This is a genomic window from Coriobacteriia bacterium (assembly GCA_041658765.1).
In the GTDB taxonomy this organism is placed as follows: domain Bacteria; phylum Actinomycetota; class Coriobacteriia; order Anaerosomatales; family JBAZZO01; genus JBAZZO01.
The window spans coordinates 126,774-148,829 of record JBAZZO010000002.1; the positions used below are offsets into that span (position 1 = coordinate 126,774).

The window sequence follows — 22,056 nt, forward strand, 5'->3', positions numbered from 1 at the left end:
CGCAGTGGCGTCGCCCGTACGCGTGGGGCGCGCGTGTTCGAGACCGGTCTACCGGAGGGCGGCTCTCGCCGCGTCGACGAGACCAGACACGTGCGCGACGGCCTCCTCGATGGGGACCTCGACGCGCTCTCCGCCGCGGCGCTCCTTGACCTCGACGATGCCGCGGGCGAGGCCCTTGGACCCGACGACGATCTGGAAAGGCAGGCCGATGAGGTCGGCGTCGGCGAACTTGACCCCCGGCCGCAGGTCGCGGTCGTCGATGAGCGTCTCGACACCGGCGTCGGCCAGCTCGCGCCAGACGCGTTCCGCGCACGTCCACACCGGTCCGTCGTCGATCGCGAGCGGGACGACGGCCACCTCGAGGGGTGCGACGGAGATCGGCCACACGATGCCCGATCCGTCGTTGTGCTGTTCTATCACCGCCGCCAGCGAGCGCGAGATACCCACGCCGTAGCATCCCATGAGGAACGGGCGTTCCACGCCGTCTTCGTCCGCGAAGGTGGCGCCCATCGCCTGCGAATACCGTGTTCCGAGCTGGAAGACCTGCGACACCTCGATCCCGCGGGCGCCCGAGAGGACGGCGCCGCAGCGCGGACACAGGTCCCCGGCCTCCGCGAGGACGAGGTCGGCCCAGACGGCGACCTCGAAGTCACGGCCAGGCGCGGCGTGAACGAAGTGGAAACCGTCCTCGTTGGCCCCCACGCCCCAGGAGACCTCTTCACGAAGGCTCTCCTGCGCCACGACGAGAGTGCCCTCCTCGATCCCGACAGGGCCGAGCGAGCCCTTCGGAAGGCCGAGTTCGCGGAAGTCGTCCTCGTCGAGCAGGCGCACGCCGGGCACGGCGCGCTCCGCCTTCACGGGGTTGAGCTCCCTGTCGCCCGGGATGCAGAAGAAGACGAGGGAGTCGCCGGCGAGGCCGGCCATCGTCTTCACCGTGTCGTGCGCCGCGATGTCGAGGAACGCGGAGAGTTCGGCGATCGTGCCGATACCGGGTGTGGCCACGCGCTCGATCACTCGCGCGTCGACGACGGCGGGACTGCGCGGGACGACGGTGGAAGCGGCCTCGACGTTCGCCGCGTAGCCGCAGGCAGCGCAGTGGACGAGGGATGCCTCTCCGGACTCCGCCAAAGCCATGAACTCGGTCGTCACCTTACCGCCGATCTGGCCGGACTCGGCCTCGACAGGGCGGAAGTCGAGGGCGAGCCGCTCGCAGATGCGCGCGTATGCGCCCGACATCGCGTCGTAGTGCTCCTGGAGCGACGCTTGGTCCGAGTGGAACGAATACGCGTCCTTCATGATGAACTCACGGCCGCGCAGCAGACCGAACCGCGGGCGCACCTCGTCCCTGAACTTCACCTGTATCTGGTAGAGGGAGAGCGGGAGGTCGCGATAGGACCGGACCTCGTCCCGCACGATCGACGTCACGAGTTCCTCGTGGGTGGGCCCGAGACAGAAGTCGCGACCGTGCCGGTCTTTGAACCGCATGAGTTCCGGGCCGTAGAGGTCCCACCTGCCGGATTCGAGCCAGAGCTCGGCGGGCTGGGCAGCCGGCATCAGGATCTCCTGGCTGCCGATGCGGTCCATCTCCTCCCGGACCACACGCTCGACCTTCGCGAGCGCTCGAAGTCCGAGCGGGAGGAACGAGTAGATGCCGGCCGCGGTCTTTCGCATCATGCCTGCGCGCAGCAGGAGGCGGTGCGAGGCGACCTCGGCCTCGGAGGGGTCTTCCTTCAGCGTCGGGACGTATGTCCCGCTCATCCGCAACGCGACGCCCATCGCTTCTCCCCTGCCCTCTCGACGGCGATCCGCCGGTGTGTGTCGAAGCAGCACGATACCAGGACGGCCTTGCGCGCGCCACGCAGGGGCCGGTGAGCGGCGACGGAGCCGGGGTCACTCCGAGGACAGGGCGTCGATCTCCTCGAAGAGGGCGTCCACGATGGCGTCCTCGGGGACCTTGCGCACCGGCTCGCCCTTGCGGAACACGAGGCCCACTCCGTGTCCTGCGGCGACCCCGACATCGGCGTCGCGCGCTTCCCCCGGTCCGTTCACGGCGCAACCCATGACCGCGACCTTCAAAGGCGTGCGAACGTCACGGAGACGCCGGGAGACTTCTTCGGCGATCGGCACGAGGTCGACGCCGCAACGTCCGCAGGTCGGGCACGAGACGAGCTCCGGGCCGCGGCGGCGGATATCCAGCGCGGCGAGAAGGTCCCATGCGACGAGGACCTCGTCGACAGGGTCGGCGGTGAGGGAGACGCGCAGCGTGTCCCCGATACCCTCCGCGAGGAGGATGCCGAGTCCGACCGAGGACTTGACGGTGCCCGTCCTGCTGGTTCCGGCCTCGGTGACGCCGATGTGCAGCGGATAGGGCACCGCATCGGCGAGGGAACGGTATGCCGAGATGGTGGAGACGACCGAGGATGCCTTGGCCGAGACGACCAGATCCTCGAATCCCGCGGTCTCGGCCTGTCCGCAGAAAGCGATCGCGCTCGCGACCAGCTTGTCGGAGAGCGGCCAGTCCCTGTCGCGCACCTGATCGTCGAGGGATCCGGCGTTCACGCCGATGCGCACGGGGATGCCGGCCTCCCCTGCCGCCGCGAGTACCGCCGCGAGGCGGTCCGGGCCGCCGATGTTGCCGGGGTTGACGCGGATCTTCGAGGCGCCCCGTTGCGCGGCAGAGATCGCGAGACGGTGGTCGAAGTGGATGTCCGCGACGACGGGAAGCGGGGACTCGGCGCAGATACGCTCGAATGCGTCGAGCACTCGAGCGTCGGGTACCGCCACCCTCACGATCTCGCATCCCGCCTCTGCGAGGCGACCGATCTGCGCGAGTGTGGCGACGGCGTCGGCCGTGTCGGTGTTCGTCATCGACTGGACGGCGATGGCCGCGCCTCCCCCGACGGGTACGGCGCCGACCGTGACGGGACGAGTGTGGCGGCGAGGCTCCATGCCGTCAGCCACCACGGACCACGTATCGCATGACGTCCGCGTACATCAGGTATCCGATGAGCGAGAAGAGCAGCACCGCGCCGACGGCGCTCACTCCGAGCGATACCTCGCGTCTGAGCGGGCGTCGGTGGATGGCCTCGACTATCTCCATGGCGATCTTGCCGCCGTCGAGCGGCGGGATGGGCAGTACGTTCATGATACCGAGCGAGAGCGAGAGGAGCGCGACCAGCCAGGCGTAGTCGAGGGGACCCTGCTTCACCGCGCGCGCCACCTCGACACTGATGCCGACGACACTGCGAGCTCCCTCGACGGATCGGGCGAAGGTCGACGGGCGGAAGAAGTCGAGGATGGCGACGAACACCATCCCGGTCCAACGCAGGCTCTCCCGCGCCGCACCGAGGACGGAGGGTCTCACGCGCACGAGATCGGCCGAGACGCCGAGTAGCGCCCGGGCGCCGGAACCTCCGAGGGTCGCTTCGAGCCGCACGAGCGTCCCGCCCCTTCTCACCGTCACGCCCACCGAGTCTCCCGGACGGTGGCCGGAGATGGCCGCGAGGAGCGAGGACCAGTCCTTCAACTGCCGCCCGTCCATGGCGACGAGCCGGTCTCCCGCGAGCACGCCGGAACGTGCAGCCGCGCTTCCGGGCTGGACCTCGGCGATGCGCAGAGACGGGGTGTAGTAGCCCCAGACGGAAAGGGTGACGGTGAAGACGAGTATCGCGGCGACGATGTTCGCGACGACCCCGCTGGAGAGTATGGCGATCCGCTGCAGAGGGGACTTCCCGCGGTAGGTGGCACGGCGTTCGGAGTCGAGAAGAGCGGCGGGGTCCAAGGCGGGGTCCGCCTCAGCGAGCGCCCGGTAAGCGGTGCGGTCGGAGGGCTCCACGGAACCGTAGTCGGCGAGCGTGGTGAGGAGCGCGGCCGCTCTGTCGCGGGTAATGCCCAGGGCGCCGGCCAGGTCACCCGCCGTGACCGTGCCCATGACGACCGCCGCTTCGAGCGCGCGAGCGAGGTCCGGGTCCTCCTCGCCGGGTTCCATCCCCGCGATGCGCACGTAACCACCGAGCGGCACCGCGGTTATGCCGAAAGCGGTCCGGCCCCGGCGGATGCGAAGTGCGGGACCCGGGAGTCCGATCATGAACTCGTGCACCCTGACCCCGAAGAGGCGCGCGGCGAGGTAGTGTCCGCCCTCATGGAGCACGATGAGGAGGGAGAAGGTGAGCACGCCCCAGAAGACGGTATCTACGAAACCCAGGACTGCGGACATCTACGGGTGGCCTTTCGGCTGACAGGCGCGGATATGGACGGCAAACGCCGTGCCGTCTCACTCCATATGTACCTCTGCGGCCCTTCGCGCCCAGACGTCGACTGCTTCGACCTGGTCGACGGTCTCGAGCTCGCGCGGAGTGTGAGCTTCCATGACCTCGCCGACGATACGGTCGATGTCGGTCAGCGCGATGCGGCCGGAAAGGAAGGCGGCCACGGCGGCCTCGTTCGCAGCGTTCATGACCGCCGGCATGGTTCCTCCGGTACGGCCTGCCTCCAGCGCGAGTGTCAGACAGCGGAAGGTCTCGACGTCGGGTTCCTCGAAGTCGAGGCGGCACATGTCGATGAAGTCGATCGGAGAGACGGGGGCGTCCCACCGATCCGGATGGCTCAGGGAGTACTGGATGGGGATGCGCATATCCGTCGCGCCGAGGTGGGCCTTCACCGAGCCGTCGACGAACTCGACCATGGAATGCACGCAACTCTGCGGATGGACGACGATGCGGATCTCGTCGTAGCCGACGCCGAAGAGGTGGTGCGCCTCGATCGCCTCGAGGCCCTTGTTCATCAGCGTCGCCGAGTCGACGGTGATCTTGGGGCCCATCGTCCATCGCGGGTGCGCGAGGGTCTCCTCGACTCCCGCGCTAGCGAGATCGGCGCGTGATCGGCCGCGGAAGGGCCCACCGGACGCGGTGAGCCATATCCGGGAGAGGTCCTCCTCACGCTCACCCTGGAGGCACTGGAAGATCGCGGAGTGTTCGCTGTCGACCGGGATGATCGAGCCCGGGCGTGCGAGCGCTGTCACTAGCTCGCCTCCGGCGACGAGCGACTCCTTGTTGGCGAGTGCGAGGCGCTTGCCGGCGGAGAGCGCCGCGAGGGTGGCCCGAAGGCCTGCGGCGCCGACGAGGGCGTTCAAGACCACGTCGACGCCGTCGCGACCGGCCATCGCCACGACGGCGGCCGCGCCCGCGCCGACCCTCGCCCCGCGGACGCGTGAGGCTGCCAGCAGGGCGCGTGTCGGATCGCCCAGCGCGAGGTCGGTGACGCCGAAGGTCGCGGCCTGCTCCGTGAGGAGGTCCACGTTGGAGTTCGCCGCAAGAGCGACGACTTGGACCCGATCCGGGAAGCGGGCGGCGACGTCGAGCGCTTGACGCCCGACGGAGCCCGTCGACCCTAGGATGGCGACGCGTATGGGGTTCATCTCGCCCCCGCGAGCAACAGGAGGTAGTAGGTCACCAACGAGACCATGATGAGGCTGTCGAAGCGGTCGAGAAAGCCCCCATGCCCGGGGAGCCGGGTTCCGGAGTCCTTGATGCCCGCTTCACGCTTCAGCCGCGATTCCGCCAGGTCGCCGACGACGGCCGCTATCGAGACCGCCACACCGACGAGTGCGTGACCGGCCAGAGAGAACGTCGGCTCGACGAGGCCGACGACGATCCAGACCCCGACGGTGAAGACGGTGCCGGCGGCGAACCCTTCCCATGTCTTGTTCGGCGATATGTGTGGCGCCAAGCGGTGCTTGCCGAGCGAGGCGCCGACCGCGTATGCGAAGACGTCGTTCGCCCAGACGCTCACGACGGTCGCGAGAGTGAGTCCCCAACCCCCGGCGAACCCCCGGATCAGGACGAGGTGCGCGAGCGAGAAGCCGACGTAGACCGCGCCGAAGACGGTGACAGCCGTGTCGGTGGCCGATACGCGCTTGAACGCGAGGTGCCACACGAGCGAAGCGGCGACGAGTGTCGCCACCGTGCCGGCGAGACCCTCGACGCCCCAGAGGGCAGCCGACAGTGGCATCGCGAAGACCGCGACGAGGCCGAAGACCTCGTTCGGGAGTCGCGACTCCCGACGCGTGATGGTGTAGAACTCCGACGCCGCCAGGACGGCGACCACGGCGAGGAGGACTCCGAGACCGAGCGCGTGCCCATAGAGGATCGCGGCGAGGAACGCGACGCCGATGGCGAGGGCGGTCGCGATGCGCGTGGGAAGGCCGGACATCCGCGACGGGGCGCTCATGAGGTACCTCCGAAGCGGCGTTCGCGAGACTGGTAGTCGATGACCGCCTCCAGTAGAGTCTGCCGGTCGAAGTCAGGCCATAGCACCGGGGTGACGTGGATCTCGGAGTACGCCGACTGCCAGAGCAGGAAATTGGAGAGGCGCATCTCCCCGCTCGTGCGGATGATCAGGTCCGGATCCGGCAGTCCTGCTGCATAGAGGCGCGAGGCGACGGCGTCCTCATCGACGGCGTCCGGCGAGAGTCTGCCGTCGGCGACGTCGTGCGCGATCGATGCCGCGGCATCGGCGATCTCGGCACGTCCTCCGTAGTCGAGGGCGATCACGAGCGTCAGGGTACGGAGGTGCTCGGTGCGCTCCTGTGCCCGGAGGAAAGCTTGGAGAGTGGGCGCCGGCATGGAGTCCGTCCTTCCGATGAGCCGGACCCTTACCCCGAGACGCTCGAGGTTGTCCAGCTCGCGCGTCAGGACCTCGACGAAGAGGCCCATCAGTCCCTGTACCTCTTCGCGGGGCCGGGTCCAGTTCTCCGAGCTGAACGAGAACACGGTCAGGACGCCGATGCCGAGCTCGATGGCTGCAGTGATGAGCTCCCGGAGGGCCTCCGCGCCGGCCCGGTGGCCTGCCAGCCTCGGAAGGCCGTGCATGCGCGCCCATCTTCCGTTGCCGTCCATGATCACCGCGACGTGCGAAGGGATACGCGCCGGGTCGAGGTGTGCGATGAGTTCGCGCCCCCGGTCGGTCGCGAAGAAGGCCGAGCCTGAGGTCGGATCAGCAGCCACGGGCCGCTAGACCTCCATGATCTCGTGCTCTTTGCGCTTCAGGATCTCGTCGATGTCCTTCACGTGGGCGTCGACGAGCTTCTGCACCTCGGTCTCAGACCTGCGAAGATCGTCCTCACTGATCTCGGCGTCGTGCTCGCTGCGCTCGAGCTGCTTGAGCACGTCGTGCCTGACCTCGCGTATAGCGACCTTGGCCCGCTCCGCGTACTGCTTGCACAGCTTCGCGAGTTCCTTGCGCCGTTCCTCCGTCAGCGGCGGGAAAGGAAGACGGAGCACAGTGCCGTCGTTGCTCGGGTTGAGACCGAGGTCGGACGCGAGGATGGCTTTCTCGACGGCGCCGAGGAGGGACTTGTCCCACGGTTCGATCACGAGCAGGTGAGGATCGGGAGACTTGATCGTCGCAACCTGTGGTACGGGCATCATCCCGCCGTAGTACTCGACCTTTATCTCGTCGAGGACCGCAGCCGACGCGCGGCCCGTCCGCACGGTGGAGAACTCGTGCGCCAGATGCTGGATCGCCTTCTTCATGCGCTCGTCGGCGTTGCGGATGGCTTGGGCGGGCATCAGTCGCCTCCTCGAACGATGGTTCCGACAGGCTCACCGCGCAGCGCGCGGTCGATGTTGCCGGGCGTGTTGATGTTGAAGACGATGATCGGCAGGTCGTTGTCCATGCACAGGGAGATAGCCGTATTGTCCATGACACGAAGCCCCCGGCTCAAGACCTCGATGTAGCGCAACTCGTCGAACTTGACCGCCGCGGGGTTGCGCATAGGGTCGTCGTCGTAGACACCGTCGACCTTCGTCGCCTTCATGATGCAGTCGGCGCCTATCTCGAGTGCGCGCAGCGCGGCCGTGGTGTCCGTCGTGAAGTAGGGGTTCCCGGTCCCCGCGGCGAAGATGACGAGGCGGCCCTTCTCGAGATGGCGCACGGCACGGCGCCTGATGTAGGGCTCCGCGACCGACTGCATCTCTATCGCCGACATGACCCTGGTGTAGACGCCGTGCTTCTCCAGCACGTCCTGCAGAGCCAGAGCGTTCATCACCGTGGCCAGCATGCCGATGTAGTCGGCCTGCGCTCGATCCATGCCGACGGCCGAACCAGCGATCCCGCGGAAGATGTTGCCCCCGCCGACAACGATCGCGATCTCGACTCCCGAATCGCGGACGCCGGCCACCTGGTCGGAGAGCGTGTCGAGGACCTTCGGGTCGATGCCGTAGCCGGCGTCGCCCATGAGCGCTTCGCCGGACATCTTGAGCAGGACACGACGGAAACGGTACTCGGACAACGCGACCCCTCTCGTCGTGTCCCCTCAGCAGCCGGATGCTGCCTTGCCGTCGGAGGTCTCCCCCAGGGCGTAGCGCGCGAATCGCGTGATCACGAACTCAGAACTGCCGGCGGCGCGCTTGACGAGCTGCTCCACCGTGATGTCCGGGTCCTTGACGAAGGGCTGCTCGAGAAGGCAGACCTCCTTGAAGAACTTGTCGAGGCGGCCCGTCGCGATCTTTTCCTGTATGGCCTCGGGCTTGCCGCTCTCGGCAGCCTGCGCCCTGTAGATGCTCTTCTCGTGCTCTATCACGTCCGCGGGGACCTGGTCGCGACGGATCCAGCCCGGCGCTGCTGCGGCGACGTGCATGGCGATGTCGCGCGCGAGCGCCGAGACGGGCTCGCCTTCGCCGCCGGCGATCTCGACGAGTACGCCGATGCGGCCGACGCCGTGGACGTAAGAGCCGATGGTGGACACGGCGTCGGACGAGAATCGCAGGAAGCGGGTGATGCCCATGTTCTCATCCAGCCTCGAGACGACCTCGCCGAGCGCCTGCTCGACCGTTAGCGAGGGGTTCGCCGACCACGATGCCCCCATGAGCGAGGCGACGTCAGCAGGCGCGGTGGCGGCCACCTGGGCCGCGACCCTGCCGACGAAGCCCGAGAACTCCTCGTTGAGGGCGACGAAGTCGGTCTCGCAGTTGACCTCGACGACCGCGGCCGTGCGCCCGTCGGGCATGACGTGCGTGGCTACGAGGCCCTCATTGGTGGCGCGTCCGGACTTCTTGGCGAGGTCGGCCAGACCCTTGGTGCGAAGGATGTCGACAGCCTTGCTCATGTCGCAGTCGGCCTCGGTCAGCGCGCGCTTGCAGTCCATCATGCCCGCGCCGGTCGTCTCGCGCAGTTCCTTGACCATCGATGCGGTGATCTCCATAGGAGTCCTTCCGGGTTCGAGAAGGGTGAGTGCTACTCGTCGGCCGCCGGTTCCGCAACGGGTTCGACGGCAGGCTCGGCTGCAGGCTCGGCTGCGGGTTCGACGGCAGGCTCGGCTACGGGCGCCGGAGCGACCTCGCCGGTCAACGCCGCGCGGCCCTCGACGGCGGCTTCCGCGATGACTTGGCAGATGAGGGCGACGGAGCGGATGGCGTCGTCGTTGCCCGGCACCACGTAGTCCACCTCGTCGGGATCGCAATTCGTGTCTACCAGCCCGATGATCGGGATGTGAAGGCGACGGGCCTCGGCCACCGCGATGGACTCGCGCTTCGTGTCGACGACGAAGACGGCTCCCGGAACGCCCTTCATCTCGCGTATCCCGGAGAGGTTCTTCTCAAGCTTCTCGAACTCGGCGCGAAGCTTCAGGGCCTCCTTCTTCGGGAGCGCCGCGAGACGCCCGTCGGCCTCCATGGCCTCGAGCTGCACCATGCGGTTGATGCGCGACCTGATGGTCACGAAGTTGGTGAGCATGCCGCCGAGCCAGCGCTGGTTGACGTAGGGCATCCCCGAACGCTGCGCCTCCGACGCGATGGACTCCTGTGCCTGCTTCTTGGTGCCCACGAAGAGGATCTCGCCGCCCGAGGCGGCGATGTCGCGGACGAATCGGTATGACTTGTCGAGCTCCTTGAGGGTCTTCTGAAGGTCGATGATGTAGATGCCCGTGCGCTCGGTGAAGATGTACGGGCGCATCTTCGGGTTCCAGCGCCGGGTCTGGTGTCCGAAGTGGACCCCGGATTCCAACAGGTTCTTCATGCTGACGACGGCCATACTTCTACCTCCGGTCGGTTGGGCTTCCGCCCGCGTCATCCCCCTCGAAGCGCCACCGCACGGTCTATCCGTGCGGCACCGGGCGCCGGGGTCGGCGGACGTGCATGGTCTAGAGCGCAGGTAGTGTACCACAAGGCCGCTGGAGCCGAGAAGCGGGTCCGGGTCGTGAGAGTCAGTACTCCCGGCCGCAGGACGGGCAGACGAAATGGCCCGAGTACCAGCCCTCGCGCTCCGGATCGGGGATCAGTTCGAGCGCCAGCTCGATCTCGCACGCCGGGCACCAGAACCTGTGGGGCAGGTGCGCATCGGCGACGATCGCATCGGCGTCGCCCTCACGGTCGCGCACGAACACCCTCATGGCTCGACCGGCACGGCCGTGATCCGCATGATGCTCGAGTGCGAGGCGGATGCGGTCGGCGATGTCCGTCGGGCGCGCTTCGTTCTTGATGAGGTAGTCGACGGCTCCGAGGTCCAGACCCCGACGCATGTCCGATTCCTGGCCGAGGTTGCTGAGGATGATGACCGGGATGTCACGGGTGCGAGGGTCGTTGCGCATCGCCTCGAGGACCTCGAGACCCGACATCCGAGGCATGACGAGGTCGAGGAGGACCAGGTCGACCACGGTGGACCTGACGGTGTTGAGACATTCGAGGCCGTCCGCCGCAGTGATGACGGTGTAGCCGCGCTGAGAGAGCGCGTCGTGGTAGATGCGTCGCAGAAGCTCCGTGTCCTCCACGACGAGGATGGTGGCGTCGGGCGGGGGCATTCTCGCCGGCAAGGCCGTCACCCGGTCAGTCGGCGGTGGCGTAGGACTGCGCCGAATGGAGTCGCGCGCGCAGACGCAGGACGGCCTTCGTGTGCATCTGGCTGACGCGGGACTCCGTGACTCCGAGGACCTCCCCTATCTCTTTGAGGGTGAGGCCCTCGTAGTAGTACAGAGCGATGACCATCCGCTCTCGCTCGGGGAGGTGCTCAATGGCCGAGGCGAGGATGTCCTTGACCTCTTCGTTCTCGAACATCCTGACCGGATCCTCGGCCGATTCGTCCTGGATGGAACCGATGAGGCTCGACTTCTCCTCGCGCTCTCCACCGGGGGTCCAGAGGTCCTCGAAAGAGACCACCGAGGCGTAGCTCATCTTCGTGTAGACGGTCTGGAGTTCGCGGAGCGAGATCCCCAACTCGATGGCGACCTCGGCGTCCGTCGGGGTGCGACGCAGCCGGTTCTCGAGCTGGATGTAGGCGTTCTCGACCTCGCGCGCCCGTGACCTGACGGAACGCGGCACCCAGTCCATCGCCCGGAGTTCGTCGATGATGGCGCCCTTGATGCGCGCGATGGCGTACGTCTCGAACTTGATGCCGCGCGCGGGATCGAACTTGTCGATAGCGTCGATGAGACCGAAGATGCCGTAGCTGATGAGGTCGGCCGTCTCGACGGTCTGCGGGAGGTTCGCGGAGAGGCGCCCGGCGACGTACTTGACCAGCGGCGAATAGTTGAGGATGAGGCGTTCGCGCGCGGTCGGGTCGCCAGCCTGCTTGTAGGTGGCCCAGATGGCGGATACGTCCGTCCGCTGGTCGGGCTTCATCCTGGGGGACCCTTTCACGGACTAGGCGCGCGGATGCGCGTTGCGATGCACGTCTCGAAGCCGCTTCGGGCTCACGTGAGTATATATCTGGGTCGTCGACAGGGCAACGTGACCGAGCAGCTCCTGGACGGTCCGGAGGTCGGCGCCGGCGTCGACGAGATGCGTCGCGAAGGTGTGTCGGAGAGAGTGCGGCGAGAGTGACGCCGCTGCTCCGATCGTGAGCATGTGGCGCTTGAGGAGTCGGCGCACGGAGCCGGATGTGAGTCGCCCGCCATAGCGGTTGAGGAACAGCGCTTCCGTCGTGCGTCCGTGCGAGAGATGCGACCGCGCGCGCAGCAGGTACTCCCGGATCCGAGCGACCGCGCGCGCGTGCATGGGGACGAGCCTCTCTCGTGAGCCCTTCCCCATGACGACGGCCTGACCGCGTGCGAGATCGACGCTGCCCAGGTCGAGTCCGGTCAGCTCGCTCACGCGCACGCCGGTCGCGTAGAGGAGTTCGAGGATCGCACGATCCCGCAGGCCGAACGGGGTGTCGGGAGAAGGCGCGTCCAGCAGGGACTCGAGGAGATCGATCGCGACGGTGCGCGGCAGGCGCGCCGGCAGCTTCGGGGACGAGAGGACGGCGGCCGGATCGGTGGCGATGATGCCCTCGCGCATGAGGTGTCCGAAAAAGGACCGCACGGCGGCGAGGCGACGGGCGATCGTGCGTCGGGCGTATCCCGAACGATCGAGCTGGCCGAGGTAGCGACGCAGGTCGCGGTGGTCTAGCGCGATGGGGTCCACGCCGGCGCGCTGTGCCCATGCGAGATAGGTCGCCAGATCGCAGGAGTACGCGCGCAGCGTGTGCGGCGACAGGCCGCGTTCCACCTCCAGGTGGCGCATGTATGCGGCGACGAGATCGGCGGCGTCGGTCATCGGACGTCTCCGAGAAGTTCCGGGTGCGACGTCAGGAAGGCCGAAAGGTCCTGGAGGGAGCGTGCAGCATAGGCCGCGTAACGGTCCTTCTTCGAGCGCACGGGTGGTTCGAGCGGCGGGATGATGCCGAAGTTCACGTGCATGGGCTGGTAGCCGACGGTGTCCGGGCAGGTCGCGTGGCCAACGAGCGCTCCCAGCGCGGTCGTCGGCGGGAGGACGACCGGGTCGCGGCCGCGAAGCGACGCGACGGTCGCTAGAGCTGCCAGCAGGCCCGTCCCGGCCGCCTCCAGGTAGCCTTCCGTGCCGAGGATCTGACCAGCGAGGCGCATGCCGGGACGGGAGCGGAGGGCCAGGTCCGGGGTGACGAGACGAGGAGCGTCGACGAAGGTGTTCCGGTGCATCACGCCGTAGCGCAGGAACTCGGCGTCCTCGAGTCCTGGGATCAGCCGGAAGACCCTACGCTGCTCGGGGAACGTGAGGTTCGTCTGGAAGCCGACGAGGTTGTACGCGCTGCCCGCCCGGTCCTCCGCGCGTAGCTGGACGACCGCCCACGGCCGTCGGCCGGTGGCTGGGTCCACGAGTCCGACCGGTTTGAGAGGCCCGAAGCGTAGAGCGTCGTGGCCGGTGCGCGCGATCTCCTCCACGGGCTGGCAGGCCGAGAACAGCTCGCGGCGTTCGAAAGTCCTCGCTTCCACGCGCTGCGCGCCGACGAGGGCTTCGACAAGGGAGTCGTATCCGGCACGATCGAGCGGGCAGTTGAGGTAGTCGTCGCCCTCCCCCTTCCCCCAACGCGAGGCCCCGAATGCGACCCCGCGGTCTATGGTCTCGCTGGCGACGATCGGGGCCGCCGCGTCCCAGAAGGCGAGCCGGTCGGACCCCACGACCTGGGAAAGAGCGGACGCGAACGCATCGCTGGTGAGCGGACCGGTGGCGACGACGGAGGGACCCTCGGGAAGGCCGGTCGCCTCGACGCGCTCCACCCGGACCAGCGGGTGTCCCTCGAGAGTGGCGGTGACGCGCGACGAGAAACGTTCGCGGTCGACCGCGAGGGCGGAGCCGGCCGGGACCGATTCGGCACGAGCGCACTCGACGATCAGGCTGCCGAGGGCGGCGAGCTCGCGTTTGAGCAGACCCGCGGCCGTGGCCGGGTCGTCGCTCCGCAGGGAATTGCTGCAGACGAGTTCGGCGAAGTCGGCTCCGTGGTGCGCGGGACCGGTACGCCGGGGTCGCATCTCCAGCAGGGTCACCGGTATCCCCCGGATGGCGAGCTGCCATGCGGCCTCGGAGCCGGCGAGACCGGCTCCTACCACGGTGACGCGCGGCGACGGCGCTGGCGGCAAGTGCGACCTCCGGGAAGCGAACGGACGAGATGGACGCCACGATTGTACCGCCGCGCGAGAGAAGCGCGCGTCAACCCGGACCGTACCGGCCGTCGGGGTATCTGTGGACGAGGCCTGCGGCCTCGAGTGATGCGACGCGCCGCAGGATCTGAGCGACCGGGAGGCGAAGTGCCGTTGCTAGGTCGTCGGGGCGCATCGGGTCGGCGAGGAGCGCGCGCAGTGCGCCGTCCTCGGTGGCTTGCAGGCCGTCATCGTCGGGAAGTCGCACTTCCGGGAGGAGGTTCTCGAACCCGACGACCTGCAGGACGTCATCGAGGTCGTCCGTGCCGGTGACCGGGTACGCGCCCTGCTTGATGAGACGGTTGGGGCCGCGACACTCGGGCGCGAAGATCGAACCGGGTACCGCCAAGACGTCCCTCCCGGCGTCGAGCGCGAAGTCGGCGGTGCTGAACGTCCCGCTCGGCAGCGATGCTTCGACCACGAGCACCGCCCTGGACAGGCCGGCGATGATCCGGTTCCGTTCGCGGAACGCCCAGCGTTGAGGGGGGCTTCCCCATGGCTGCTCCGAAACGACCGCGCCGTCACGGCGAAGCCCTGCGAGCAGGTCGCGCGCGCTCGACGGGTAGTCGACATCGGCTCCGCAGCCGAGGACCGAGACGACGTTGCCTCCAGCGGCGAGAGCGGCGCGTTGAGCGGCCTGGTCGCAGCCGATCGCGGCGCCGGAGACGATCGTGACGCCACGTCGTGCGGCGTGTCCGGCTAGCCATGAAGCGCAGCGGAGTCCGTACGGGGTGGCCTTCCGCGCTCCGACCACCGCGAAACCCTCCTCTAGCGAGCTCGGGTCGCCCATCACGTAGAGAGGGTCCGGTGGACGAGGTGTCGCGGCGAGCAAGGGCGGATATCCGTCGCAGCCGGGACGGAGCTCCCAGCGCGGAGGCGCGGGGCTCATGCGGTCTCCCAAGCGCGGTATGCGATCGCCTCCATCAGAGCGTCCGATCCCACCCCCGCGGATCCGTCCAGGTCCGCGATCGTGCGTGCCACGCGCAGGAGGCGGGTGATCCCGCGTCCGGAAAGGCGCATGTCCCGCGCGGACCGGGCAAGCCTGTCCGCGGCGTCGCGGTCGAGGGCGCAGACGGCGAGGAGTGCCGATCCCGAGAGGCGGGCGCTCGGGCCGCCGCGCGCCCCAGCGCGCCGAGAGGCGGTCTCCACCCGTTCGCGCACCACCTCGGTGGTCTCGTCCGTGCTCGTGCACTCGAGCATGCGCTCGGGCGGGATGCGGTCGACTCGGATGAAGAGGTCGATCCGGTCGAGGAGAGGTCCACCCACGCGGGCCTGATACCGGCTCACGATCGGCTCGGTGCAGCGGCAGGCCCGCTGTGAGTCGCCGTGGAAGCCGCACGGGCACGGGTTCATCGCTGCGACGAGTGAGAACCTTGCAGGATACGCGACGCGGCCTTCCGCACGGACCAGGATGATGCGGCCGTCCTCGAGAGGCTGGCGGAGGGCTTGCAGCGCCGACGGGGCGAACTCGGGGAGTTCGTCGAGGAACAGGACGCCGGTGTGGGCAAGGCTTATCTCGCCCGGTCTGGGCGGGCTGCCGCCCCCGACGAGGCCGGCGAGCGAGCAGGTGTGGTGAGGCGAGCGGAAAGGCCGTCGCCCCTCCCCCGCCGCGTCGTCCTCGAGACCGGCCACCGACCTCACGAGCGCGGATTCGAGCGCCTCCTCCGGGTCCAGTGGAGGGAGGATACCGGGCAAACGTCTGGCCAGCATCGTCTTACCTGAGCCGGGAGGTCCGGTCATGAGCATGTTGTGTCCTCCCGCGGCCGCGATCTCGAGCACGCGCTTCGCCAGCGCCTGTCCGCGGACCTCGGACAGGTCCGGGCCGGTCGCCGGGAGACGTCTCGCGATCGATGGGCGATCGCATGCATCGGGAAGGCCGCTGCGAAGATCGGACAGGTGGCCGACACCACGCGTGTCGAGACCCGTGACCGGAGCCAGGGTGCCGGTGGCGGACTCCGCCACGCACAAAGAGTGTCCGCGCGACCGCGCCGCGAGAGCGTGGGCGAGCAGGCCGGCGACAGGGCGCACGGCGCCGTCGAGGGAGAGCTCGCCCACGAGAGAGGCACTGGCGAGGGTCTGAGCGGGTATCTGTCCGGTCGCGGCGAGGACCGCCGCGGCTATCGGCAGGTCGAACCCGGTCCCATGCTTGCGCAGGGGCGCAGGCGCGAGGTTGACCACCACTCGAGCGGCGGGAAAAGTGAACCCCGCGGCGCGAACCGCGGAACGTACGCGTTCTCGGGCCTCGAGGACCGCGGTGTCGGCCAGGCCGACGACGGCGAACGTCGGCAATCCCGCGCCGACGTCGGCCTCGACCTGGACCGGTACCGCATGGACTCCGACGAGCGTCGCGGTGTGGACGACGGCGTGCGTCACTGTCCGACCACGCCGAACGCATCGGCGTGGTGGCGCAAGAGGGCGCGGTCCGGCCCGAGCGCCGTGATCGACACGACGTCGAAGCGCACCCCTTCAGGCGCCGTGGGCATGTTCGAGAGATACGCCTGTGCGAGTCGCGCGAGCCGGCGCTGTTTCGTCGCGGAGACGGCCTCCTCGGGCAGGCCGGTCCTCAGCGTGCGTCGTGTCTTGACCTCCACGACGACGAGCGTCGCTCCGTCCTGCGCTATCACATCGAGTTCGCCGAGCGGACACCTCCAGTTGCGCTCCAGGATCCGATACCCGATGCGCTCGAGGAACGCGGTCGCTGCGTCTTCTCCGCGCTTGCCGAGATCCGAACGTGACGACATACCCCACCCCCTTGGTCGGGAGCGATGGTGTCACACGGTTCGCAACGGATGCTTACCGGTTCCTGAACCGGCCCGTCGGTCTCAGAAGAGAGGGACCTGCGAACAAGGTCCGAACGACCGTCTGTGCAGCGGAGTGATACCGAGGCGCGCGATCGCCTCGAGGTGTTCGACGGTGCCGTATCCCTTGTGCGCCGCAAGGCCGTACCCGGGGTATTCGGCGTCGAACGAGACCATCAGCTCATCGCGTGCGACCTTCGCCACGACCGATGCGGCGGCGACGCAGGCCACGCGGGCATCGGCGCCGACGATCGCCGTGCACGTCAGACCGGCTGGCGGGTCGTTGCCGTCGACGATGACGTGGTCGACGCGGATCCCCAGGGCGGCGACCGCGTCGCGCATCGCTTTTCGTGTCGCCTCGGCTATGCCCAGCCGGTCGATCTCGCGTGCCTCGACGTGCGCCACGCGCCAAGCGGACGAGTGCTCACGGACCTGCGCGGCGACCTCGCGACGCGTCTTCGGATCGAGCCGCTTCGAGTCGTCGAGGCGCAGGACGAGCGTGTCGACCGGAAGGACGACGGCGGCGGCCGTGACGGGGCCGGCCAGCGCTCCGCGTCCTACCTCGTCGACACCGGCGACTACGGCCAGGCCGCTCGAGTGCAGTCCTCGCTGGAAGGCAGCCAGGCCCCGGAGCCGGTCGTGTTCCGCGTCGAGCCGTCGCATCCGCGCCCGGGCGACGGACACCGCGTCGCGCACGCCCGCTCGCGGGTCGTCGGCGAACGATTCGATGACCCGCGAAAGGTCCGCGTCGGCTGTCGCTCGCAGGACCTCCCGGCACCGCGCGACCGGCAAGTGACCTTCGTGCGGCATCACAGCACGCGGCCGTCGGCGAGGGGCCAGTAGACGACGAACGCCCGGCCGAGGACCGCCGACCGCGTCTGGGCGCCGAACCAGCGGCTGTCCTGACTGTTCGTCCGGTTGTCTCCCATGAGGAAGACGGAACCCTCCGGCACCAGCAACGGGAGTCCGACGCTGCCGGGATCGGTCGACGCGCCGTGGATGTATCGCTCGGTGAGTCTCCTTCCGTCGACGAAGACGGCTCCGTTCCGGACGTCGACCGTCTGTCCTCCGACCGCGATGACACGCTTGATGTAGTCGACGTCGGAGGCGGGTCGACGGAAGACGACGATGTCGCCGGGTGAGGGCGTCGAGAACCGGTAGACGAACTTGTTCACGAGGACGCGGTCGCCGATCTCCAGCGTGGGCTCCATGGAGCCCGAAGGGATGACGAAAGGCTGCACGACGTACGTCTTGATCGCCGAGGCGAGGAGGAAGGCGGTCGCGACCACGACGACGAGTTCGGCGAGCCACCGGAAGAACGACACAGGTGCTTCACCGGCACGCGTTCGTACCTCGTCGATGGGTCCGGGATCGAGGTGCGGACTCTCGCCCATGGGTCTCCCCGCGCGAGGGTTTAGGCGCGCTTCTCCTTGAGGCGGGCGGCCTTACCGATCTTGTCGCGCAGGAAGTAGAGCTTGGCGCGGCGGACCTTCGCGCGGCTCGCTATCTCGATCTTCACGATCTTGGGTGAGTGCACCGGGAACGTGCGCTCGACACCGACCGCGAACGAGATCTTGCGCACGGTGAACGTCTCGCGGTTGCCCGCGCCGTGACGGCGGATGACGACGCCCTGGAAGAGCTGGACACGCTCGCGAGTGCCCTCGACGACCTTGTAGCTGATCTTCACCGTGTCGCCGACCCTGAAGTCGGGCAGGTCGTCGCGGAGCTGCATGGCCTCGAGGGCCTGGATCCTCTTCATGGCGGTGTCCCTGTTCCGAGTCGTGTGTATCGGTGCTGCGCAAGGGCGCGAGGACAGAGTATAGCCAAGCCGGGCACCGGAGGCAACGTGCGCCGTGAGATTGACGAGGCGTCAGCGGCGGTTCATTCCTCCGGCTCGATGTCGCCTGCGAGCATCCGAGTGACGAGCGCGCGCTCGTCGTCCGAGAGGTCGGCGTGTTCGAGGAGGTCGGGCCGGAGCCGCGCCGTCCTCAGGAGCGCCTGGCGCCGGCGCCAGGCGGCGACCTTGGCGTGGTCACCGCTCCTGAGGATGTCCGGGACGTCGAGGCCCTCGAAAGACGCGGGGCGGGTGTACTGCGGGTACTCGAGCAGGCCCGACGACAGCGACTCGTCTATGGGAGAGTCGGCGTTGCCCAGCACGCCCGGGAGAAGGCGGGAGACCGCATCCACTAGGAGCATCGCGGGGATCTCCCCGCCCGTGACGATGTAGTCGCCGACCGAGACGGAGAGGTCGGCGATGGAGCGTACCCGTTCGTCGACGCCCTCGTAGCGTCCGCACAGGAGGATCAGGCGCTCCATGGCGGCGAACTCCTCCACGAGCGGCTGGTCGAGGAGACGGCCCTGAGGGCACATCAGGACGACAATAGCGGGACGCGAGTCGGCGGCGCGCACGTCCGCGACGGCCCGGAAGAACGGTTCGGGCTTCATGACCATCCCGGGACCGCCCCCGAAGGAGCAGTCGTCGACGGTGCGGTGGCGATCGGTCGTCCAGTCGCGGAGGTCGTGGACGTGCACCTCGAGAAGGCCGCGGTCACGGGCTATGCCGAGCATCGAGGCGGAGAGAGGCCCATCGAACACCTCGGGGATGACGGAGACGATGTCGAATCTCATCCGTGACCGTCCTCGTCCGGGATGAGACCGGGCAGCAGCCGGACCGACGCAGTGCCGGTCGAACGGTCGACATCGAGTACGCAGTCGTCGATGACCGGGATCAGGACCTCGCCCAGGGGTCCGTGGACGATCCAGACGTCGTTCGCGCCGGTCACGATGACCTCGTCGACGACTCCGAGATCGCCACGGGTCGCATCTATCACGCGCAGCCCCACTGCGGAGTCGGCTGGTTCCGCGACCGGTTCGGGGACGTCCTCGACACGGGCGAGGACGCTTCGTCCGGCGAGATCCGCGGCCGCGTCCGTGGCCAGTATGGGATCGAAGTCGAGCACGATGCCCTTCGGTCCGGGCCGCACGCTGGAGATGGTGGCTACGCGGTCTCGGTCGGGGGGCGGGACGAACCAGACCTGCAGACCGGGGACCAAAGCATCGGGGAGGCCCGCGGCGGGCGCCACGACGACCTCCCCGTCCAGTCCGCGGGTCTTGAGCACGCGCCCGAGGGTGACGAAACTCACCGGCGCACTCCCCTAGCCGAGGACCTCCACGCTCACGTGCGCGCCTTCCTCGGCGGCAGCGGCGCGAACGACCGTGCGTATGGCCTTGATGACACGTCCCGAACGCCCGATGACCTTGCCGATGTCCTCGGTGGCGACGGTGACCTCGTAGACAGTGGCCGTCCCGTCGGTCTTCTTCTCGACCGACGCGCTCGCGGGGTCGTCCACGAGGGACGTGATCAGATACTCGACGAGCGTGTCGGTGTCCGTGGTCCGCGGCATCCCGGGCGTCACTCGGTCTCGGCGGGCGCGTCGTCAGCGTCGGCGGTCTCTTCGACGGCCGGCTCGGGTTCGGGCTCAGGTTCCTCGACGACCGGTTCGGCCTCGGGCTCTTCGACGACCGCGGCGGGTTCCTCGACGGGAGCCGGAGCGGCTGCGGCCTTCGCGGCGGCCTCCGACTTCGCCTTCGCCTTCTTCGAGGGCTTCTTCTCCTGTGTGGGAGCTTCCGTCGGGGGACTCGCGGCTATCGCGAGCAGCTTGGCGACGACATCGGTCGGCTGTGCGCCCTTCGCGATCCAAGCGTTCGCCTTGTCCAGGTCGATCTGGATCGTCGACGGATCGGTCCGCGGATTGTAGCGTCCGATGATCTCGATGAAGCGGCCGTCGCGTGGCGAACGTGCATCCGAGACGACGACGCGATAGAACGGAGCTTTCTTCGCGCCGGCGCGAGCCAGACGGAGCTTGACTGCCAAACCTTCCACCTCCAGCAGGGTACCGGCGGTCTTTCCACCGGAGTCAGCGGCACAACGACGGCCTATGATACGCCATCACCCTGAGGGGGTCAAAGACGGCGGACCTCACGCGAAAGGCGACGATCCGGGGGGCATGAAGCGTCCGCGACCGCGCTTGCCGGAGCCCGCGGAAGCGAACCGCTTCATGAGTTTCGCGGCTTGGGCGTACTGCTTGAGCAGCTGGTTCACGTCGAAGACCTGCACGCCGGAACCGCGGGCGATCCGCTCGCGGCGCGCGCCGTTGATGAGCGCGGGCTTCGCGCGCTCCTTGGCCGTCATCGACCTGATGATGGCTGCGGTGCGGTCGAGGGCGCCCTCATCGATCTCGACGTCGCGAAGCTCCTTGAGGGCGCCAGAGCCGGGCAGCATCGCGAGGATGTCGCGCATCGAGCCCATCTTGCGCACCTGCATCAGCTGTGCGAGGAAGTCGTCGAGCGTGAACTTGGAGGAACGGAGACGCTCCTCCAAGGCTCGAGCGTCGTCGACGTCGACCGCTTCCTGTGCCCGCTCGATGAGAGAGACGACGTCCCCCATGCCCAGTACCCGCTTGGCGATGCGTTCGGGGTCGAAGACCTCGAGCGCGGTGACCTTCTCCCCCACGCCCGCGAAGAGGACGGGCTTGCCGGTCACAGCGCGTACCGACAGCGCGGCGCCGCCGCGGGCGTCGCCGTCGAGCTTGGTGATCACCACGCCGTCGAAGTCGACCCGCTCGGCGAAGGCGCGGGCCGAGTTCACCGCGTCCTGCCCGGTGAGAGCGTCGACGACCATGAGGATCTGGTCCGGTTTCACCGCGGCCTTGATGGCGACCGCCTCGTCCATCATCGCCTCGTCCACGTGGAGCCGGCCGGCCGTGTCTATGAGCACGACGTCGCGCATCTGCGCGACCGCTTCCTTCACTCCCGCGCGGGCGATCGCGATGGGATCGGTCCCCTCTCCGACGAAGACAGGGACGTCGATCTCCTTGCCCAGGGAGACGAGCTGGTCGACGGCGGCGGGGCGGTAGACGTCGCACGCGACCATGAAGGGTCTGCGCCCCTGGGAGCGCAGGTGCACGGCGAGCTTCGCTGTGGCGGTCGTCTTGCCGCTGCCCTGGAGTCCGACGAGCATGACGATGTTGGGCGTGCGCCCGGACAGCGCGAGACGTGACGGCGCGCCTCCGATGACGGACGTCAGCTCCTCGAGGACGATGCGCACGATCGTCTGGCCCGGCGTGAGGCTCGTCGCGACCTCCGAGCCCACGGCGCGTGCGCGCACCCGCGCGAGCAGGTCCTTCACGACGGACAGCGCGACATCGGCCTCGAGGAGCGCCATGCGGACCTCACGCAGCGCGAGGTCGACATCGGCTTCCGAGAGCTTGCCGCGGCCGGAGAGCTTGCCGATGACGGCGTTCAGACGAGCGGTGAGGTTCTCGAACACGC

Annotated in this window: 25 protein-coding genes; all 25 read right to left on the reverse strand. The window is 68.5% G+C overall.

Annotation, left to right across the window (positions count from 1 at the left end; translation table 11 throughout):
* Positions 1-48 precede the first annotated feature (48 nt).
* Positions 49-1,776 (reverse strand): proline--tRNA ligase, encoded by a 1,728-nt coding sequence (locus tag WC971_02020; GenBank protein MFA5843591.1) that lies wholly within the window; start codon positions 1,774-1,776, stop codon positions 49-51.
* A 114-nt stretch (positions 1,777-1,890) separates the two neighbouring features.
* On the reverse strand, positions 1,891-2,949 hold the full coding sequence (gene ispG, locus WC971_02025; GenBank protein ID MFA5843592.1) for a flavodoxin-dependent (E)-4-hydroxy-3-methylbut-2-enyl-diphosphate synthase: 1,059 nt from the start codon (positions 2,947-2,949) through the stop codon (positions 1,891-1,893).
* Between the two features lie 4 nt (positions 2,950-2,953).
* The gene (locus tag WC971_02030) at positions 2,954-4,216 is read right to left on the reverse strand and encodes a M50 family metallopeptidase (protein ID MFA5843593.1); all 1,263 of its coding nucleotides are present in this window, start codon (positions 4,214-4,216) and stop codon (positions 2,954-2,956) included.
* Between the two features lie 57 nt (positions 4,217-4,273).
* Complete coding sequence (gene dxr / locus WC971_02035) at positions 4,274-5,416, reverse strand: 1-deoxy-D-xylulose-5-phosphate reductoisomerase (protein ID MFA5843594.1); 1,143 nt, start codon at positions 5,414-5,416, stop codon at positions 4,274-4,276.
* On the reverse strand, positions 5,413-6,228 hold the full coding sequence (locus tag WC971_02040) for a phosphatidate cytidylyltransferase (GenBank protein MFA5843595.1): 816 nt from the start codon (positions 6,226-6,228) through the stop codon (positions 5,413-5,415). Before WC971_02040 ends, dxr begins: the two co-directional genes overlap by 4 nt.
* A complete protein-coding gene (locus tag WC971_02045; protein ID MFA5843596.1) occupies positions 6,225-7,004 on the reverse strand; it encodes an isoprenyl transferase in 780 nt (259 codons plus the stop codon). Before WC971_02045 ends, WC971_02040 begins: the two co-directional genes overlap by 4 nt.
* A 6-nt stretch (positions 7,005-7,010) precedes the next feature.
* Entirely contained in the window at positions 7,011-7,568 is a 558-nt protein-coding gene (frr, locus tag WC971_02050) for a ribosome recycling factor (GenBank protein MFA5843597.1), read from the reverse strand.
* Positions 7,568-8,290, reverse strand: a complete 723-nt coding sequence (pyrH, locus tag WC971_02055) for a UMP kinase (protein ID MFA5843598.1) — start codon at positions 8,288-8,290, stop codon at positions 7,568-7,570. Before pyrH ends, frr begins: the two co-directional genes overlap by 1 nt.
* Before the next feature lie 24 nt (positions 8,291-8,314).
* Complete coding sequence (gene tsf, locus WC971_02060) at positions 8,315-9,202, reverse strand: translation elongation factor Ts (GenBank protein MFA5843599.1); 888 nt, start codon at positions 9,200-9,202, stop codon at positions 8,315-8,317.
* Between the two features lie 32 nt (positions 9,203-9,234).
* Positions 9,235-10,029 (reverse strand): 30S ribosomal protein S2, encoded by a 795-nt coding sequence (rpsB, locus tag WC971_02065; GenBank protein MFA5843600.1) that lies wholly within the window; start codon positions 10,027-10,029, stop codon positions 9,235-9,237.
* 172 nt (positions 10,030-10,201) lie between these two features.
* Entirely contained in the window at positions 10,202-10,795 is a 594-nt protein-coding gene (locus WC971_02070; GenBank protein MFA5843601.1) for a response regulator, read from the reverse strand.
* A gap of 25 nt (positions 10,796-10,820) precedes the next feature.
* Entirely contained in the window at positions 10,821-11,612 is a 792-nt protein-coding gene (gene whiG / locus WC971_02075; GenBank protein MFA5843602.1) for an RNA polymerase sigma factor WhiG, read from the reverse strand.
* Between the two features lie 21 nt (positions 11,613-11,633).
* The gene (locus tag WC971_02080) at positions 11,634-12,527 is read right to left on the reverse strand and encodes a site-specific tyrosine recombinase XerD (protein ID MFA5843603.1); all 894 of its coding nucleotides are present in this window, start codon (positions 12,525-12,527) and stop codon (positions 11,634-11,636) included.
* Entirely contained in the window at positions 12,524-13,867 is a 1,344-nt protein-coding gene (gene trmFO / locus WC971_02085; protein ID MFA5843604.1) for a methylenetetrahydrofolate--tRNA-(uracil(54)-C(5))-methyltransferase (FADH(2)-oxidizing) TrmFO, read from the reverse strand. Before trmFO ends, WC971_02080 begins: the two co-directional genes overlap by 4 nt.
* 70 nt (positions 13,868-13,937) lie before the next feature.
* A complete protein-coding gene (dprA, locus tag WC971_02090) occupies positions 13,938-14,816 on the reverse strand; it encodes a DNA-processing protein DprA (GenBank protein ID MFA5843605.1) in 879 nt (292 codons plus the stop codon).
* Complete coding sequence (locus WC971_02095) at positions 14,813-16,300, reverse strand: YifB family Mg chelatase-like AAA ATPase (GenBank protein ID MFA5843606.1); 1,488 nt, start codon at positions 16,298-16,300, stop codon at positions 14,813-14,815. Before WC971_02095 ends, dprA begins: the two co-directional genes overlap by 4 nt.
* Complete coding sequence (locus WC971_02100; protein MFA5843607.1) at positions 16,297-16,668, reverse strand: YraN family protein; 372 nt, start codon at positions 16,666-16,668, stop codon at positions 16,297-16,299. The genes WC971_02095 and WC971_02100 overlap by 4 nt, the downstream gene beginning before the upstream one ends.
* Positions 16,669-16,749: 81 nt before the next feature.
* The gene (locus WC971_02105) at positions 16,750-17,517 is read right to left on the reverse strand and encodes a ribonuclease HII (GenBank protein ID MFA5843608.1); all 768 of its coding nucleotides are present in this window, start codon (positions 17,515-17,517) and stop codon (positions 16,750-16,752) included.
* A 17-nt stretch (positions 17,518-17,534) separates the two neighbouring features.
* A complete protein-coding gene (gene lepB / locus WC971_02110; GenBank protein MFA5843609.1) occupies positions 17,535-18,119 on the reverse strand; it encodes a signal peptidase I in 585 nt (194 codons plus the stop codon).
* Between the two features lie 20 nt (positions 18,120-18,139).
* Complete coding sequence (gene rplS, locus WC971_02115) at positions 18,140-18,484, reverse strand: 50S ribosomal protein L19 (GenBank protein ID MFA5843610.1); 345 nt, start codon at positions 18,482-18,484, stop codon at positions 18,140-18,142.
* Positions 18,485-18,606: 122 nt separating this feature from the next.
* Entirely contained in the window at positions 18,607-19,353 is a 747-nt protein-coding gene (gene trmD / locus WC971_02120) for a tRNA (guanosine(37)-N1)-methyltransferase TrmD (protein ID MFA5843611.1), read from the reverse strand.
* Positions 19,350-19,868: a 16S rRNA processing protein RimM gene (locus WC971_02125; protein ID MFA5843612.1), complete on the reverse strand. Its 519-nt coding sequence runs from the start codon at positions 19,866-19,868 to the stop codon at positions 19,350-19,352. The genes trmD and WC971_02125 overlap by 4 nt, the downstream gene beginning before the upstream one ends.
* 12 nt (positions 19,869-19,880) lie before the next feature.
* Complete coding sequence (locus tag WC971_02130; protein ID MFA5843613.1) at positions 19,881-20,129, reverse strand: KH domain-containing protein; 249 nt, start codon at positions 20,127-20,129, stop codon at positions 19,881-19,883.
* A gap of 8 nt (positions 20,130-20,137) precedes the next feature.
* The gene (rpsP, locus tag WC971_02135) at positions 20,138-20,599 is read right to left on the reverse strand and encodes a 30S ribosomal protein S16 (GenBank protein MFA5843614.1); all 462 of its coding nucleotides are present in this window, start codon (positions 20,597-20,599) and stop codon (positions 20,138-20,140) included.
* Between the two features lie 105 nt (positions 20,600-20,704).
* Positions 20,705-22,054, reverse strand: coding sequence for a signal recognition particle protein (gene ffh, locus WC971_02140; GenBank protein MFA5843615.1), 1,350 nt, complete (start codon positions 22,052-22,054; stop codon positions 20,705-20,707).
* Positions 22,055-22,056 lie beyond the last annotated feature (2 nt).

What these genes read in the sequence shown, in the direction of transcription:
- WC971_02100 (MFA5843607.1), bottom strand. Translation starts at nt 16,668, where the DNA reads ATGTCGTCACGTTCGGATCTCGGCAAGCGCGGAGAAGACGCAGCGACC.
- rpsB (MFA5843600.1), bottom strand. Translation starts at nt 10,029, where the DNA reads ATGGCCGTCGTCAGCATGAAGAACCTGTTGGAATCCGGGGTCCACTTC.
- WC971_02030 (MFA5843593.1), bottom strand. Translation starts at nt 4,216, where the DNA reads ATGTCCGCAGTCCTGGGTTTCGTAGATACCGTCTTCTGGGGCGTGCTC.
- dprA (MFA5843605.1), bottom strand. Translation starts at nt 14,816, where the DNA reads ATGAGCCCCGCGCCTCCGCGCTGGGAGCTCCGTCCCGGCTGCGACGGA.
- WC971_02080 (MFA5843603.1), bottom strand. Translation starts at nt 12,527, where the DNA reads ATGACCGACGCCGCCGATCTCGTCGCCGCATACATGCGCCACCTGGAG.
- ispG (MFA5843592.1), bottom strand. Translation starts at nt 2,949, where the DNA reads ATGGAGCCTCGCCGCCACACTCGTCCCGTCACGGTCGGCGCCGTACCC.
- WC971_02070 (MFA5843601.1), bottom strand. Translation starts at nt 10,795, where the DNA reads ATGCCCCCGCCCGACGCCACCATCCTCGTCGTGGAGGACACGGAGCTT.
- WC971_02020 (MFA5843591.1), bottom strand. Translation starts at nt 1,776, where the DNA reads ATGGGCGTCGCGTTGCGGATGAGCGGGACATACGTCCCGACGCTGAAG.
- rplS (MFA5843610.1), bottom strand. Translation starts at nt 18,484, where the DNA reads ATGAAGAGGATCCAGGCCCTCGAGGCCATGCAGCTCCGCGACGACCTG.
- whiG (MFA5843602.1), bottom strand. Translation starts at nt 11,612, where the DNA reads ATGAAGCCCGACCAGCGGACGGACGTATCCGCCATCTGGGCCACCTAC.
- WC971_02040 (MFA5843595.1), bottom strand. Translation starts at nt 6,228, where the DNA reads ATGAGCGCCCCGTCGCGGATGTCCGGCCTTCCCACGCGCATCGCGACC.
- lepB (MFA5843609.1), bottom strand. Translation starts at nt 18,119, where the DNA reads ATGGGCGAGAGTCCGCACCTCGATCCCGGACCCATCGACGAGGTACGA.
- WC971_02130 (MFA5843613.1), bottom strand. Translation starts at nt 20,129, where the DNA reads ATGCCGCGGACCACGGACACCGACACGCTCGTCGAGTATCTGATCACG.
- dxr (MFA5843594.1), bottom strand. Translation starts at nt 5,416, where the DNA reads ATGAACCCCATACGCGTCGCCATCCTAGGGTCGACGGGCTCCGTCGGG.
- frr (MFA5843597.1), bottom strand. Translation starts at nt 7,568, where the DNA reads ATGCCCGCCCAAGCCATCCGCAACGCCGACGAGCGCATGAAGAAGGCG.
- trmD (MFA5843611.1), bottom strand. Translation starts at nt 19,353, where the DNA reads ATGAGATTCGACATCGTCTCCGTCATCCCCGAGGTGTTCGATGGGCCT.
- tsf (MFA5843599.1), bottom strand. Translation starts at nt 9,202, where the DNA reads ATGGAGATCACCGCATCGATGGTCAAGGAACTGCGCGAGACGACCGGC.